Source organism: Sphingomonas sp. KC8 (assembly GCF_002151445.1).
Classification (GTDB): domain Bacteria; phylum Pseudomonadota; class Alphaproteobacteria; order Sphingomonadales; family Sphingomonadaceae; genus Sphingomonas_E.
Map to the genome: position 1 here is coordinate 3,539,855 of NZ_CP016306.1, position 13,869 is coordinate 3,553,723.

21 protein-coding genes are annotated in these 13,869 nt (G+C 63.3%); 18 read left to right on the plus strand and 3 right to left on the minus strand.

The features are described from left to right. The first annotated feature begins 108 nt into the window (after positions 1 to 108). The 13 genes from motA (at position 109) to KC8_RS16800 (ending at position 9,562) form a co-directional block, all read left to right on the plus strand. Positions 109 to 993, plus strand: coding sequence for a flagellar motor stator protein MotA (motA, locus tag KC8_RS16740; RefSeq protein WP_010125768.1), 885 nt, complete (start codon positions 109 to 111; stop codon positions 991 to 993). Beyond that, complete coding sequence (locus tag KC8_RS16745) at positions 977 to 1,297, plus strand: STAS domain-containing protein (RefSeq protein ID WP_010125769.1); 321 nt, start codon at positions 977 to 979, stop codon at positions 1,295 to 1,297. The genes motA and KC8_RS16745 overlap by 17 nt, the downstream gene beginning before the upstream one ends. Further along, positions 1,294 to 1,659: a response regulator gene (locus tag KC8_RS16750; RefSeq protein WP_029624567.1), complete on the plus strand. Its 366-nt coding sequence runs from the start codon at positions 1,294 to 1,296 to the stop codon at positions 1,657 to 1,659. Before KC8_RS16745 ends, KC8_RS16750 begins: the two co-directional genes overlap by 4 nt. Continuing rightward, the gene (locus KC8_RS16755; protein ID WP_010125773.1) at positions 1,656 to 3,812 is read left to right on the plus strand and encodes a chemotaxis protein CheA; all 2,157 of its coding nucleotides are present in this window, start codon (positions 1,656 to 1,658) and stop codon (positions 3,810 to 3,812) included. The genes KC8_RS16750 and KC8_RS16755 overlap by 4 nt, the downstream gene beginning before the upstream one ends. Next, entirely contained in the window at positions 3,809 to 4,294 is a 486-nt protein-coding gene (locus KC8_RS16760) for a chemotaxis protein CheW (RefSeq protein ID WP_010125775.1), read from the plus strand. The genes KC8_RS16755 and KC8_RS16760 overlap by 4 nt, the downstream gene beginning before the upstream one ends. Next, positions 4,291 to 5,184, plus strand: coding sequence for a CheR family methyltransferase (locus KC8_RS16765; RefSeq protein WP_010125776.1), 894 nt, complete (start codon positions 4,291 to 4,293; stop codon positions 5,182 to 5,184). Before KC8_RS16760 ends, KC8_RS16765 begins: the two co-directional genes overlap by 4 nt. Next, complete coding sequence (locus KC8_RS16770; protein WP_010125777.1) at positions 5,181 to 6,206, plus strand: protein-glutamate methylesterase/protein-glutamine glutaminase; 1,026 nt, start codon at positions 5,181 to 5,183, stop codon at positions 6,204 to 6,206. The genes KC8_RS16765 and KC8_RS16770 overlap by 4 nt, the downstream gene beginning before the upstream one ends. Positions 6,207 to 6,220: 14 nt before the next feature. Beyond that, positions 6,221 to 6,610, plus strand: coding sequence for a response regulator (locus KC8_RS16775; protein WP_029624569.1), 390 nt, complete (start codon positions 6,221 to 6,223; stop codon positions 6,608 to 6,610). Positions 6,611 to 6,614: 4 nt separating this feature from the next. Beyond that, the gene (locus KC8_RS16780) at positions 6,615 to 7,133 is read left to right on the plus strand and encodes a chemotaxis protein CheD (RefSeq protein WP_010125779.1); all 519 of its coding nucleotides are present in this window, start codon (positions 6,615 to 6,617) and stop codon (positions 7,131 to 7,133) included. A 33-nt stretch (positions 7,134 to 7,166) separates the two neighbouring features. Next, positions 7,167 to 7,454 carry a hypothetical protein gene (locus KC8_RS16785; protein ID WP_232455563.1) on the plus strand — a complete coding sequence of 96 codons (288 nt, stop codon included), beginning with the start codon at positions 7,167 to 7,169 and terminating at the stop codon, positions 7,452 to 7,454. Between the two features lie 10 nt (positions 7,455 to 7,464). Further along, positions 7,465 to 8,334 (plus strand): flagellar motor protein MotB, encoded by an 870-nt coding sequence (locus KC8_RS16790; RefSeq protein ID WP_010125781.1) that lies wholly within the window; start codon positions 7,465 to 7,467, stop codon positions 8,332 to 8,334. A 108-nt stretch (positions 8,335 to 8,442) separates the two neighbouring features. After that, positions 8,443 to 8,865: a hypothetical protein gene (locus KC8_RS16795; protein ID WP_010125783.1), complete on the plus strand. Its 423-nt coding sequence runs from the start codon at positions 8,443 to 8,445 to the stop codon at positions 8,863 to 8,865. A 22-nt stretch (positions 8,866 to 8,887) separates the two neighbouring features. Beyond that, complete coding sequence (locus tag KC8_RS16800) at positions 8,888 to 9,562, plus strand: PilZ domain-containing protein (RefSeq protein WP_232455564.1); 675 nt, start codon at positions 8,888 to 8,890, stop codon at positions 9,560 to 9,562. A gap of 57 nt (positions 9,563 to 9,619) precedes the next feature. Here the strand turns inward: KC8_RS16800 and fliP are convergent, their stop codons facing one another. Genes fliP through KC8_RS16815 form a run of 3 tightly spaced genes read right to left on the minus strand, consistent with a single transcriptional unit; the run spans position 9,620 to position 10,887 of the window. After that, positions 9,620 to 10,351 (minus strand): flagellar type III secretion system pore protein FliP, encoded by a 732-nt coding sequence (fliP, locus tag KC8_RS16805; protein ID WP_010125785.1) that lies wholly within the window; start codon positions 10,349 to 10,351, stop codon positions 9,620 to 9,622. After that, a complete protein-coding gene (locus tag KC8_RS16810) occupies positions 10,344 to 10,652 on the minus strand; it encodes a flagellar biosynthetic protein FliO (protein WP_010125786.1) in 309 nt (102 codons plus the stop codon). The genes fliP and KC8_RS16810 overlap by 8 nt, the downstream gene beginning before the upstream one ends. 1 nt (position 10,653) lies before the next feature. After that, positions 10,654 to 10,887 carry a FliM/FliN family flagellar motor switch protein gene (locus KC8_RS16815; RefSeq protein WP_010125787.1) on the minus strand — a complete coding sequence of 78 codons (234 nt, stop codon included), beginning with the start codon at positions 10,885 to 10,887 and terminating at the stop codon, positions 10,654 to 10,656. A 111-nt stretch (positions 10,888 to 10,998) separates the two neighbouring features. Between KC8_RS16815 and flgC the strand changes: the two genes are divergently transcribed. From flgC to flhB, 5 genes are read left to right on the plus strand one after another with little or no spacing between them, the layout of a single operon-like run. Next, entirely contained in the window at positions 10,999 to 11,406 is a 408-nt protein-coding gene (flgC, locus tag KC8_RS16820) for a flagellar basal body rod protein FlgC (protein ID WP_029624570.1), read from the plus strand. 11 nt (positions 11,407 to 11,417) lie between these two features. Continuing rightward, a complete protein-coding gene (locus KC8_RS16825) occupies positions 11,418 to 11,741 on the plus strand; it encodes a flagellar hook-basal body complex protein FliE (protein WP_029624571.1) in 324 nt (107 codons plus the stop codon). A gap of 6 nt (positions 11,742 to 11,747) precedes the next feature. Then, the gene (locus KC8_RS16830) at positions 11,748 to 12,011 is read left to right on the plus strand and encodes a flagellar biosynthetic protein FliQ (RefSeq protein ID WP_010125790.1); all 264 of its coding nucleotides are present in this window, start codon (positions 11,748 to 11,750) and stop codon (positions 12,009 to 12,011) included. 3 nt (positions 12,012 to 12,014) lie between these two features. Continuing rightward, complete coding sequence (gene fliR, locus KC8_RS16835) at positions 12,015 to 12,770, plus strand: flagellar biosynthetic protein FliR (RefSeq protein WP_010125792.1); 756 nt, start codon at positions 12,015 to 12,017, stop codon at positions 12,768 to 12,770. A gap of 3 nt (positions 12,771 to 12,773) precedes the next feature. Next, entirely contained in the window at positions 12,774 to 13,841 is a 1,068-nt protein-coding gene (gene flhB, locus KC8_RS16840) for a flagellar biosynthesis protein FlhB (protein ID WP_010125794.1), read from the plus strand. The last annotated feature ends 28 nt before the right edge of the window (positions 13,842 to 13,869 follow it).

The window sequence follows — 13,869 nt, forward strand, 5'->3', positions numbered from 1 at the left end:
CGGTGTGGGGGAGGCCGCTGAAAAAGCCGCGCCTCGCGATCATCCGCCACAACTTCATCCTATAATCATCAAACCGGCCTCGGCCATCCAGTTTCTCGGATTCCCCTTATGCTCAACGGTATCGGCCTCGTTGTTATCCTGGTCTGCGTATTCGGCAGCTTCCTGATGTCGGGCGGCAATCTGACGGTCATCCTGCATGCGTTGCCGCATGAAATGCTGGCCATCGGCGGTGCCGCCATCGGCGCCTTCGTGCTCGGCAATTCGCTGGCGACGGTGAAGAAGACGTGGGCCGGGGTGATGCGCGTTTTCAAGGGACCGCGCTGGACGGACGGCGATTATCGCGATCTGCTCGCGCTGCTGTTCACCTTGCTCGCGACATTCCGCAAAGGCGGCGCGACCGCGATCGAGAGCCACCTCGATATGCCGCAGAACAGCGATATTTTCGGCCGCTACCCCAAGCTGCTGGGTGACAAGGGGCTGATCGAGTTCGTCTGCGATTATCTGCGCATGATGACGGTCAATTTCGAAGATCCGCATCAGCTTGCCGAAGCTATGGAAGGCGATATCGAACGGCATCACGCCGAAGAATTGCTGCCGCAGCAATCACTGCAGATGATGGCCGACGGGCTTCCGGCCCTTGGTATCGTCGCCGCCGTGCTCGGCGTGATCAAGACGATGAGTTCGATCGACCAGCCGACGGAAATTCTGGGTGCGATGATCGGCGGCGCCCTCGTCGGTACCTTCCTGGGCGTGCTGCTCGCTTACTGCCTCGTCGGTCCGATCGCTTCCAAGCTCCTTCAGATCGTGGACGGTGATTTCAAGCCATACATGATCGTGAAGACGGCCATCACCGCCCACGCGCAAGGCTTGCCGACGCAGGTGGCGATCGAACTCGCCCGCCGGATGACGCCGTCCAACTATGCGCCCTCCTTCTCGCAGCTTGAGGCCGCCCTCGACGAAGCCAAGGATGAACTTCATGCAAAACCTGCCTGACCTGCCGGGCGAAGATCGCTCGCTCCGCCTGCCTGTTCACGGATCCACCGTCACCGCCGAAGATCTGCGCGTCCGCCTTGTCCTTGCCAGCGATTTCGATGGCGAGATCGCGGTGGACGCCAGCGAGGTCGAAAGCGTCGGCCAGGCCGTGCTGCAACTGCTCGTCGCCGCCAAGGCCGAAGCGGACAGCGCAGGGCAGGCATTCACCATCGTCAGCCCAAGCCCGGCCTTCGTCGATCGCGTAACCGCGTGCCGGCTGGGCGAGGCCATCGGCCTAATCAGGGAAGAGGAACCTGTTCAGTGAGCAAACTAATTCTGACGGTCGATGACTCGGCGAGCATGCGGATGCTGCTCAAGACATCGCTGACCGCGCAGGGCTTTCGCATCGAAAGCGCCAATGACGGCGAACATGGGCTTGAGCGGATGCACGAAGTGGCGCCCGATCTGCTGATCACCGATATCAACATGCCCAAGATGGACGGTTTCGAACTGATCGAAGCGGTGCGCGGTGTGCCTGAATTTCGCGGAACGCCGATTCTGGTGCTGTCGACCGAATTTTCGGACGAGAAGAAGACACGTGCACGCGAGGCCGGGGCAACCGGCTGGATCACCAAGCCATTCGACGCGACCAAGCTGGGGGCGGCCATCCGCCGCGTGTGCCCATGAGCACCGGCAATGACGAACTGGATGAAATCCAGGGAATCTTTTTCGAGGAATGCGCCGAGGGACTCGTCGTCGCGGAACAGGGCCTGTCGGCTATGGCTGGCGGCGATGTTTCGGCCGATGTGATCGCGGGCGTCTTCCGCGCGGTCCATTCCATCAAGGGCGGATCGGGCGCGTTCGGCCATGCCGCGTTGCTGGCATTCTCGCACCGTTTCGAAAATGTGCTCGACGAGGTGCGCGCGGGGAAAATTCCGCCGACCGCCGAAGTCACGCGCGTTATGCTCAATGCGTTCGATATTCTGTCGGATCATGTGGCGGCGGCGCAAGGCGGCACCGCGCCGCCGGCGCACGAAGCGATGCTTGTCGCGCTGGACGCCATTCTGGAAAGCAAGGGCGCGGGTGGCGGCGACGTGCCGGCTGCACCGGAGCCGGTTGCCGTGGAGCCCGCTGACGATGAATTCGGCTTCGTGCCGGTTCAGGCCGGCGTGGAAGAGTTTGACCCGTTCGGGTTCGAACCGGTGGCGATCGACCTCGACGATCTGACGCCCCCGGCGGCACAGCCATGGGTGGTGCGTTTCGGCCCGTCGCGCGCGGCGATGGCCAATGGCAGCGAGCCGCTGTTTATCGTGCGCGAACTGGAAGGGATGGGCGGCCAGATCGTCGCCGTCGACAGTTCTGCTCTGCCGGGCCTGCGCGACCTTGATCCCGAGGACAGCTACCTCGTCTGGACGCTGAGCCTGCCGGGTACGGTGGAAGAGCAGGACATCCGCGAATGTTTCGATTTCGTGGCGCCGGATTCGATCATCGAAATGGCGCGCGCGACCGTCGAAGCTGAGCCGGTTACGGCCGTTGCGGCGGTTGAACAGATCGTCGCGCCGGTTGCAGCACCTGTCGCGGCGCCGATGCCGGCCGCCCCGCCTGCGCCTCCCACCGCCGCGGTGGCCGAAGGCCGCACGGCCGAGCCGGCGGCGCAGACGATCCGGGTCGACCTGTCGAAGCTGGATCAACTGCTCAACCTGGTTGGCGAACTGGTGATCCACGGATCAATCCTGTCCGATCGGTTGTCGCCGGTCGATCAGGAACGCGTCGAGCTTCCCGAACTGTCGCGCCTGACCCGGCAGATCCAGGATAATGTCATGTCGCTGCGCGCGCAGCCGATCCGCCAGGCTTTCTCGCGGGTGCCGCGGATGCTGCGCGATCTGATGACGGAAACCGGCAAGAAGGTCATCCTCGAAACAACCGGGGAAACCACCGAAGTCGACAAGGGCGTGATCGAGAAGATCGGCGATCCGTTGACCCACATGATCCGCAACGCCGTCGACCATGGCATCGAAAGCCCGGAACAGCGCATCGCCGCCGGCAAGCCCGCCGAAGGCACGATCCGCCTGTCGGCCGAACAAAAAGGCGCCCGCATCGTCGTGCGCGTCAGCGATGACGGCCGCGGCATCGATCGTGTCCGGGTTCGCGCCAAGGCGATCGAAAAGGGGATCATCAGCGCCGATGCGGTGATGTCCGACGAAGAGATTGACAGCCTGATCTGTGCACCCGGCTTTTCGACGGCGGAGACGATTTCGAACATTTCCGGTCGTGGCGTCGGAATGGATGTCGTCCGCAGCAATGTCGAGGCGCTGGGTGGCCGCGTGGAAATCCATTCGACACCGGGCGAAGGCACGACCTTCACGATGGCGCTGCCGCTGACGCTCGCCATTCTCGACGGCATGATCGTCCGCCTGGGCCAGCAGCGCTTCGTACTGCCACTCGGCAATGTGATCGAAACGGTGCAGCCCGAACCGGGCCAGGTGAAACCGACCTCGCCCAATTCCGAGGTGATCGAACTGCGTGGTTCCTATCTGCCAGTGAAACGGGTGGGCCAGATGTTCGGCATTGGCGCCAACGACCTGCGCACGCCTGAGGAATCGCTGGTGATCATCGTCGAAAGCGATGCCGCCGGCCATGTCGGCCTGATGGTCGACACGATCGAGAACCGCCGCGAGGTCGTCATCAAGAGCCTGGAGGACAATCTCCACCCGATCCGCGGGCTGGGTGGTGCGACGATCCTGGGCGACGGCACGATCGGCCTGATCCTCGATATCGATGCGCTTGTCGCAGCGACCAACACCCCGTCGAAATACGCCCTGAAAGGAATGGCAGCATGAGCACGAGCGAAAATTCCGACGACCGCAAGATCGTCACCTTCACGCTGGGCGAGCAGATGTTCGGCATCGACATGCGCGCGCTGATCGAAATCCGTGAATGGGAAGAGCCGACGCCGCTGCCGAGCGTGGCTTCCTACATCAAGGGCGTGACGAACCTGCGCGGTTCGGTGGTTCCCGTCGTCGGCCTGGCCGAACGCCTCGGCTGGGCGCCGAGCGTGCTGCATGCGCGATCCTGCATCCTGGTCGTCAGCATCGGCGGCCGCCAGGCAGGCTTTCTGGTGGATGAAGTGGCCGACATCGTGGCGATCAAGGGTGAAGATATCCAGCCCGCACCGGAAGTCGAGATGGTCGAAGCGAGCATGATCGCCGGCCTCGTCAAGATCGAACGGCGCACGCAGGAAGCCGACGATGCCGAAACGATGGTCCTGCTGCTCGACCTCGAAGCGCTCAGCCTCGGACGCATGATGGATCTCGCCGCGTGAAGCACAGCGCCATCCCTCTTGCCAGCGACAGCGCGGGCGGATCGGGGCCGGCCGTCGCCGGAGAACTCGGCTTGCCCGAGTTCCGCGCGATCGCGGCGATCATGCAGAGCGAAGCGCGGATCCACCTTGTCGAAAGCAAGGTCGTACTCGTCCATTCGCGGCTTAGCCGGCGCTTGCGTGAACATGGCCTGACACGCTTTTCCGACTATGTGGCCCTGGTGCGGGAAGATGCCACGGAACGCGCGGCAATGGTGGTGGCGCTGACAACCAACCACACGCACTTCTTCCGTGAAGATCATCATTTCGATCATTTGCGGCAGACGGTGCTGCCACAGTTGCAGGCGCGGGCACGATCGGGCGCGCCGGTTCGTATCTGGTCGGCCGGCTGCTCCAGTGGCGAGGAAGTGTACACCATCGCCATGTGCCTGGCGGGTGAAGGGCAGACGAGCGCGGCGTGGCTGCGGCAGGGCGACGTCAAACTGCTGGCCACCGATATCGCCCCGCATGTCGTCGATTCCGTCGCGCGTGGTTTTTATTCGGCGGCGACTGTCGAACCGATTCCGAGCGCCTATCGCAGCCGTTGGTTGCGGCCGGAAGGCGACGGCCATGTCGTGGTCGATGAGTTGCGCGAGCTGGTGACAGCACGGGTCCTGAACCTGTTCGATCGCTGGCCGATGCGCCAGCAATATGACGTCATCTTTTGCCGCAACGTCATGATCTATTTCGACGACAAGGCTAAAACCGAGCTTGAGGCGCGGTTCGTCGACATGCTCGCGCCCGGTGGCCATCTGTATATCGGCCATTCCGAACGCCTGATGGGCCCGGCGGCGGCGGCGATGGAGCCTGTCGGCCAGACGATCTACGTCAAGACGGGCGGGGCTGGGCGATGAGCGAACGTACCCGTGTCCTGATCGTCGACGACAGCGCATCGATGCGCGCGGTGCTGAGCCGGATGTTGTCGGCTGATCCCGAGATTGAAGTGATCGGCGTCGCACCCGAACCGCACACCGCGCGCGAGATGATCAAGACGCTCAACCCCGATGTCGTGACGCTTGATATCGAGATGCCGGGGATGGACGGCCTGTCCTTTCTGGAAAAGATCATGCGGCTGCGGCCGATGCCGGTGATCATGTGTTCGACGCTGACAGCGCGTGGCGCCGAGGCGACGATCGAGGCGCTCCGGCTGGGTGCGGTGGACTGCATTGCCAAACCGACCGGCAATCCGTTGGAAATCGCCCAGGACGCAGCCCTGCTGCGCAAGATGGTGAAGGCGGCCAAGCGATCTTCGGTGCGCCGTGGCCCTTCGCAACTGCCGCCTGTCGCTTCGGCCCAGCCCGGCACGCAGCGCGATGTGCTGATCGCGATCGGAGCGTCGACCGGCGGGGTGGAAGCCCTGTTTTCGGTGATCGGCGCGCTGCCGCCGGATTGCCCGCCGGTGCTCGTCGTCCAGCACATGCCGGCGGCGTTCACCAATGGATTTGCCGCGCGGCTCGATCGGGAATCGCGCGTTTCGGTGGTCGAAGCGGTGGCCGGAATGCCGATCAGCCGTGGGACCGTCTATATTGCACCAGGGGGTGAGAACCACATGGAGCTGGTGGGCGGTACGACCGGTCACATCCGGTTGCGGCCCAGCGATCCCGTCGGGGGGCATCGTCCATCGGTCGACGTGCTGTTCCATTCGGTAGCGGCGCTGGGATCGCGCGCTGTTGGCGCAATCCTGACCGGGATGGGCAGCGATGGTGCAGCCGGCCTGATGGCCATGCGCGCCGCCGGCGCCCGGACGCTCGGCCAGAACCAGGCCACCTGCGTGGTTTACGGGATGCCGCGCGCCGCCTTCGAGATCGGGGCGGTCGAACGGGAAGTGAGTTTATCAGCAATGCCCGAGGCCATCCTCGCGGCTTGCCGGAAGTAATTTGGGAGCGGTTCATGCCGGCAGCGTCTGCAATTAAGGTTATGGTGGTCGACGATCAGACGAGCATGCGTGCAATGATCCGGCGCGCGCTTCAGGATCTTGGCTTCAAGGATATCCGCGACAAGGCGGGGGCGGTGGAAGCCTTGCCCGCAGTCAAGTCCGATCGCGTTCACCTGATCATTTCCGATTATAACATGCCCGATATGGATGGTCTCCAGTTTCTGGAAGCTGTCCGCGCCGATCCGGTGATCGGCAAGACCGTGTTCATCATGCTGACGGGATCGGCCGATCGAGAGGTCGTGCAGAAAGCCGCGGCGCTGGGCGTGAACAATTATGTGGTCAAGCCGTTCGCGCCGGCCGCGCTCAAGGAAAAAATCGAGCGCGTCTTCGGTGAGTTGACCTGATCCCATGCGGCGCATCCCGATCGTCCAGGGTGAGCACCGCGTGGTCGCGGAACCCGGCGTCATCATTTCGACCCTGCTTGGATCCTGCGTGGCGGTGTGCTTGCAGGATCCGGTGGCGCGGGTCGGTGGCATGAACCATTTCCTGCTGGGCGAACCGGGGACGGAAAGCCGGGTCGAGCAGGGCGAAGAACAGCGTTACGGCGTCCACGCCATGGAACTGCTGATCAACGGCATGATGCAGCGTGGCGCCATGCGAACGCGGCTGCGCGCGCACCTTTATGGCGGCGCGAACATCATCGCCGGATTGGGCGCGATCGGCAGCAGCAACGCGGCCTTTGCGCGCCAGTTCATGGAGACCGAAGGCATCGCGATCGGTCGCTGCGAACTGGGCGGAACGCGGGCGCGCAAGGTGGAATTCATGCCCTACGAAGGCCGGGTCCGTTCCAGCCTCGTCGCGGATGCGCCGCCGATCGCGCCCGTCAAACCGATCAAGCTGCCCGACGGCGACGTCGAACTTTTCTGAGCAACCCACGGACAAAAGATCGATCGAGATATGATGATGACGCAGATTGGCAATGTGGGGACGTCGCTGTGCGCGGCGGTTGCCGAGGAGATTCGCGGCGTGCGCCTGCTGATCGAGCAACTGGCGGAGACGCTGGTTGCCGATGAGCGCTTCGCGATCGATTATATCGACCAGCTTCAGGTGTTCGACCTCGTCGTCCAGCATGCAGACGAGAGCGCCAACCTGCTGGATCGGCTGGCGCAGGGGCATGATGCGCGCGATGCGATCGACAAGGTGCGGCTGACCGCCGTGCAGGAGCGGCTGCGCGCCGCGATCGACTGAGGATCGTCTCATGGCATCGGGACAGAATGAAGGCCTCGCGCCGATCGTCATTCGCAAGGTACGCAAGCACAAGCCGCATGCGCATCATGGCGGGGCGTGGAAGGTCGCCTATGCCGATTTCGTGACGGCGATGATGGCCTTCTTCATGTTGCTGTGGTTGCTTGCAAACCCCAACAAGGCCCAGTTGAAGGGGTTGGCCGAATATTTTTCGCCCCAACCGGCCAAGGATTCCCCGGCGGCGACGCTGACAACTGCGCCGGGAAGCCAGCCCGGCCTGGGCGGGCGCGGTCGGCGGGCGCAGGCCGCTGACACGACGTCGGTCGGCCAGCCTTCCGCTGAAGCGGGCGTCAACGGCGCGGCACGTGGCGGTACCGCGAACGTCCCTGAAGCGGCATTGCGCGTGCTTGCCGATGAACTGACATTGTCGCTGGAAAAGCCCCCTGAATCGCCAGATCAGACGCGCAGTGTGCGCACGGAATCCAGCCGTGACGGGCTGCGGGTGCATCTTGTCGACAGCGCCAACCGCTCGATGTTTCGCGGTCCCACGGCGGAACTGAACGATTATGCCCGCCAATTGCTGACCCGGCTGGCGCGCAAGCTTGCCAAGACGGGCGCGCAGGTCGCGATCGAAGGGCATACCGATTCGTCGGGCGGACAGAGCGACGCCAACTGGCGGCTGTCGGGCGACAGGGCACTGGCGGCGCGATCGGCGATGATCGCAGCGGGGTTGTCCGCGGATCGTTTTTCCGAAGTGGTCGCCAAGGCGGGGTCGGAACCGATCTATCCCGATCGGCCCGATCGCCCCGAAAACCGGCGGATTACCATCGTGATCATGGCTGCCGCACCGGCACTGCCGCAGGATGCTAGCTTCAAATTCTAGGATGGCGGCGGAATTGCCGATGGCCCGGAAAAAATCTCGTGGTGCAAGGGTTTGTGCACCGATTATGGAATATCAGCTTTCAGTGCTGCCACAGGCGGGAGATGAGCGGTGAAGAAGGTGTTGGTGTCGGCACTGGTCCTGGTGCTTGGCATAGGGGTCGGCGGGGGCGCCGCTTATGGCACCAGCCTGATGCTGGGTGCCCCGCGTAACGCCCCCGTGAAGACGGAGTTCGTTCCCACCGGCACGATTCTCGCGCCGTTGGTGTTCGGCGATGGCAGCCTTGCATCCTATGTGTCGTTCGAAGTGCAGCTTGAGGTGCCGAGCGACAAGCGCGAGGACGTTCAGCTTCGTCTGCCGATCCTGCTCAATGCCATCAACATGCGGACCTATCGGACGCCGATGGCCAGCGGCCGCGATGGTTTGATTCCCGGCCTTGCCGTGTTTCGGAAAGTCGTTCTGGATGCCGCGGCGGAAACTTACGGCAAGGATGTCATACGTCGGGCCGTGGTGACGCAGGCGTCGCCAGTTTGATATTGGTGTCGGGGAGATGCTTATGACACAGCAGGCCTTCGATGGTATCGAAGACGGAACCGATCCGTGGCAACCGGCGCGGACCGCGCCGCTGCTGACCCCGCGTTCGGCGCGCACGATGACGCTGTTTTTGATCGGCCGGATCATGAGCGACCGGTGCGACACCCTGTGCTGCATCCGCAACCTTTCCGCCGGCGGGCTGAAGGCGGAGGTGCGCGCGCCATTCGTTGTCGGCGAACCGATCCGTATCGAGTTTCGCAACGGTGATATCATGCCCAGTTCGGTGCGCTGGGTCGATCGTCGGGCCATCGGCGTCCAGTTCGATACGCCCGTCGACGTGGAACGGATGTTGTCCGAATGCTCCACCATTCGCCGGCCAAGCGCCGCGCTGGCACCACGCGCGCCGCGAATGCCCACGAACTGTCCGGCCGAAGTGCGGATCGAAGGGCGGGTTCACCGCGTATCTGTCGAGGATTTGTCGCAGGGCGGTGCCAAGCTCGCGACGGCCTTGCCCCTTGAAAAAGACATGCTGCTGACGCTGACGGTACCTGGTCTCGATCCCTTGCGCGGGGTGGTGCGCTGGGTGCGCGGGGACAGGGTTGGCGTTGCCTTTCTGGAACCGATCGCTTTTGCGGTGCTGGCCGAATGGCTCAACGATCCATCGATCCGCTACGCCGCGATCCTGCCGGGCGAATGACATAAAAAAAGGCCGGTTCGCTGATGGCGGACCGGCCTTTTTCATGCGCTCCGGGTTTCAGCCCGGCCCGCCAAAGCTTTTGACCAGCGATCCCGCAATCAGCGCCCAGCCGTCGACCAGCACGAAGAAGATGATCTTCATCGGTAGGGATATGGTCGCGGGCGGCAACATCATCATGCCCATCGCCATCAGCACGGCGGCGACGGCCAGATCGATGACAAGGAAGGGCAGCAGCAGCAGGAACCCGATTTCAAACGCGCGCCGCAGTTCTGAAATCATGAAGGCGGGCATCAGGGTCGTCATCGGCAGTTCGGCCCGTGGTGTCGGTTTCTTGCCGGACAGTTCGACGAACAGGCGGACATCATCGTCGCGGACATGTTTCAGCATGAAGGTGTGAAACGGCTTGGATGTGCGCTCGAACGCCTGCGCCTCGGTGATCCGGCCTTCATTATAGGGCGTGATGCCCTGCTTCCACGCAGCATCGAAGGTGGGCGCCATCACGAAGAAGGACAGGAACAGCGCCAGGCTGATGATCACCGGATTGGGCGGTACGCCAGGCGCGCCGATGCCGGTGCGCAGCAATGACAGCGCAACCACGATCCGGGTGAAGGAAGTGACGGTCATCAGGATGCCGGGCGCAAGGCTCAGCACCGTCAGCATCATCACCAACTGGATCGCCCGGCCGGAAATCGATCCTTCGCCCAGATTGGCCGAAACGCTCTGCGCCATCGCGGCTTCGGGCAGCGCGACCATCAAGGCGATCGCGGCAAGGGTAAGCGCCTTACGCATGGGGGACGGCCTTTTCGGCGTCGGCGGGGATCGCGGTTTCGATCAGCAACAGGCCTTCGGGGGCGATCATCACCAGATGTTCCTTGTCGTCGCGGCGGATAAGCGCGACCGAGCGGCGCGGATCGATCGGCAGCCGTTCGATCATTTCGATCCGGCGCGGGCCGGCCGATCGCATCATCCCGCCCATCAGGGCGCCGGGCAGTTTCAGATCGTAGCGGCGCACCAGCCACAAGGCGCCGGCCAGCAGCCCAAGGACGATGCCGAGCGCGCCGAAGGTGCGCAGGAGTGCAAGGAAATCCACCCTAGCGGCCCCGCTGCACGACTTCGGTGATTTCCAGCGACATATGTTCGCCGTCGACGAGCACCTTGCCCTTCGCCACCAGTTCGTTGTTCACATAGACAAGCGTCGGATCGCTATGCCCGCAATCGAGCGGGATCATCGCGCCACGGCCCATTTTCAGCACTTGCCGGATCGGCAGGCTGGTCGATCCGAGCACAATCGACAGATCGACAGGTATTCCCTCGAGGACGGACATGCAGATGGTCTCCTTATGCTATCGTTATAGGATTAATTTTCTGGGATCCGCCGGAGGTAGGCAAAAAATGCCTATAAGGGAAAAGCCGGCAGGAAGCGGGCAGGAGGAACCATGGACCTTAAAACATCGATCGGTGTGTCCGCGTCGGGCCTGCGGGCACAATCGTTGCGGATGCGCGTGATCGCCGAAAATCTCGCCAACTCGGATTCCGTGTCGCGCACGGCGGGGGGCGATCCGTATCGCCGCCGCGTTGCGACCTTCAAAACCGAAGTCGACCGCGCGACCGGTGGCACCAACGTCAAGGTCCAGTCGATCACCGGCGACAAAAGCGACTTCCAGCGCGTCTATCAGCCGGGCAGCCCGGCCGCCGATGCGTCGGGCTACGTCTTGCGTCCTAACGTCAACGGACTGGTCGAGTCCGCCGATATGAAGGCGGCGCAGCGGTCCTACGAAGCCAATCTCAATGCGATCGAAGCCGCGCGCGGCCTCACCATGCGCACCATCGATCTGCTCAAGTAAAGGATATCATCATGTCTATCGGAGCATTGGACGCCGCCGCCGCTTATGGCCGCGTGCTCACATCGTCGGCCCCTAAGATCGGCGAAGCCGAAGGGCCGGGCGCCGCATCGCCGGCCGGCGGCGGATTTGGCGGGATGATCGAAAATTTCGTTACCGAAGCCGCCAGTTCGATGCGCACCGCCGAAGCGGCCAGCGCCAAGCAGGTGGCCGGCAAGGGTGATCTGATCGATGTCGTCACCGCCATCGGTGCAGCCGAAACCGCGCTCGACACCGTGGTCGCGGTGCGCGATCGGGTGGTGAACGCTTACTCCGAAATCATGCGCATGCAGATCTGACGGACGATGGATTCGTTTCAGGCCATTGAGCTGGCGAAGGCCGGCCTGTTGCTGGTGTTGACGATCGCGGGGCCGATGCTGATCGCCTCGCTGATCGTCGGTGTCGCCATCGGCCTGTTTCAGGCCCTGACCCAGATTCAGGAAATGACGCTCACCTTCGTGCCCAAGATCCTCGTGCTCGGCATCGTATTGTTGCTGTCGCTGCCGATGATCGGGCGGGCGCTGTCCGCGTTCATGGCGCGGGTGGCGGACATCATCGTCACCGGCTGAACCATGGCCAATCTGCCTTTTGACGCCACGGCCTTCTTGATCCTGTTCGCGCGGGTCGGGGCGATATTGATGCTGCTGCCGGTCTTTTCCGAAGATGCGATCCCGCCGCGGGTGCGGCTGATGCTGGGCCTTGGCTTTACCGCCGGACTGTTCGGGCTGTTGAGCGGGCGGGTGACGCCGGTCATCGGATCGGAAACCGCGCTGCCGGGGATCATCATCTCCGAATTGCTGGTGGGCCTTGCGATGGGGATGATCATCCGCATCCTGTTCAACGCGGCATCAATGGCGGGTGCGATCGTCAGTCTGCAGGTCGGTTTGTCGTCCGCGCTGATTTCAGATCCGGGGATGGGCGGGCAATCGCCGCTGATCGCGCGTTTCGTTACCGTCGCGGCGGCGGTGATGTGCATGGCGATGGGCGTGCACCATCTGTGGATCGCCTCGATCGTCCAGTCCTACGCCCTGTTCCCTGTCGGTGGCCTTCCGCCGGCGGAGGATTTCGCGCGGCTGGCGGTGGAAACCACCGGGCAGGCGATGGGCCTGGCGCTCAGCCTTGCAGCACCGCTGCTTGTTTACGGCATCGTATTCAACGTCGCCCTTGGCCTGGCTGCGCGGATGGCGCCGGCGATCCAGGTGTTCTTCATCACCCAGCCGCTCAACATCCTGCTCGGCCTTGCGCTGTTCGCGGTGGTGATCGGCACAATGCTGACGAGTTTCGCTGAAGCGATGGGAACGTTCATGCAGAATGGCTGGAGCCTTTAGGCCATGTCCGAACCCGACAAGGACCAGAAGACCGAAGAACCGACCCAGAAGAAGCTCGACGATGCGCGAGCCAAGGGGGATGTCGCCAGTGCGCCGGAAATGCGCCACGCAGCGATGTTTCTGGGGCTGATCATCGTTGCCGGCGGGCTGGGTGCGTGGAGCCTTTCGCGGCTGGGCGCGATGTTCGTTCGGCTGTGGGGCGGCGCGGATGATTTTCCCATCGAGCCGACAGGTGCACAGAATTTGATCGGGGGCGTCATGGCGCATGTCGCCATGTCCCTCGCGCCGATCGGGGGCGTTCTGGTCGGCTGCGCGCTGTTGACGATATTCCTGCAGGGCCGGCCGACCATGGCCTGGTCACGGGTCGGCTTCAAATGGTCGAAACTGTCGCCGATCGCCGGGTTCGGCCGCTTGCTTGGCAAGCGTGCGCTGGTGGAGTTTGCCAAGACGCTCGCCAAATTTTCGGCGATCGGGATCGTTGCCTTCATGGTCGCATGGCCCAAGGCGGTCGCGCTCGACCAGCTGATCGGCGCGCCAGCGGGGGCGATCGGGCAGACCGCGATGGCGATCATTTACAAGATGATCAAGATGATCGCGTTGCTCGTTTTCGTGATCGCACTGGCCGATTTCATCTATCAGCGCCGCGCCTTCATGCAGAAAATGCGGATGAGCCTTCAGGAACTGAAGGACGAAATGAAGCAGAGCGATGGCGATCCCCAGATCAAGGCCAAGATCCGCCAGATCCGCATGCAGCGTGCGCGACGGCGGATGATGACGGCGGTGCCGACAGCCAGCGTCATCATCACCAACCCGACCCATTATGCCGTCGCGCTGAAATATGAACATGGCGACATGGCGGCCCCGGTGGTGGTGGCCAAGGGTGTCGACGAAGTCGCGCTCAAGATCCGCGAGATCGCCGGTGCCCATAAGGTACCGATCGTGGAAAGCCCGCCCTTGGCGCGTGCGCTGTACGCAGCGGTCGATATCGATCACCCGATCCCGACCGAGCATTACGCCGCCGTGGCGGAGATCATCGGCTACGTCATGCGCCTCGCCCGGCGGATCGCGTGATGCGCAGAAATTCTAGGGTTCCGGCCCG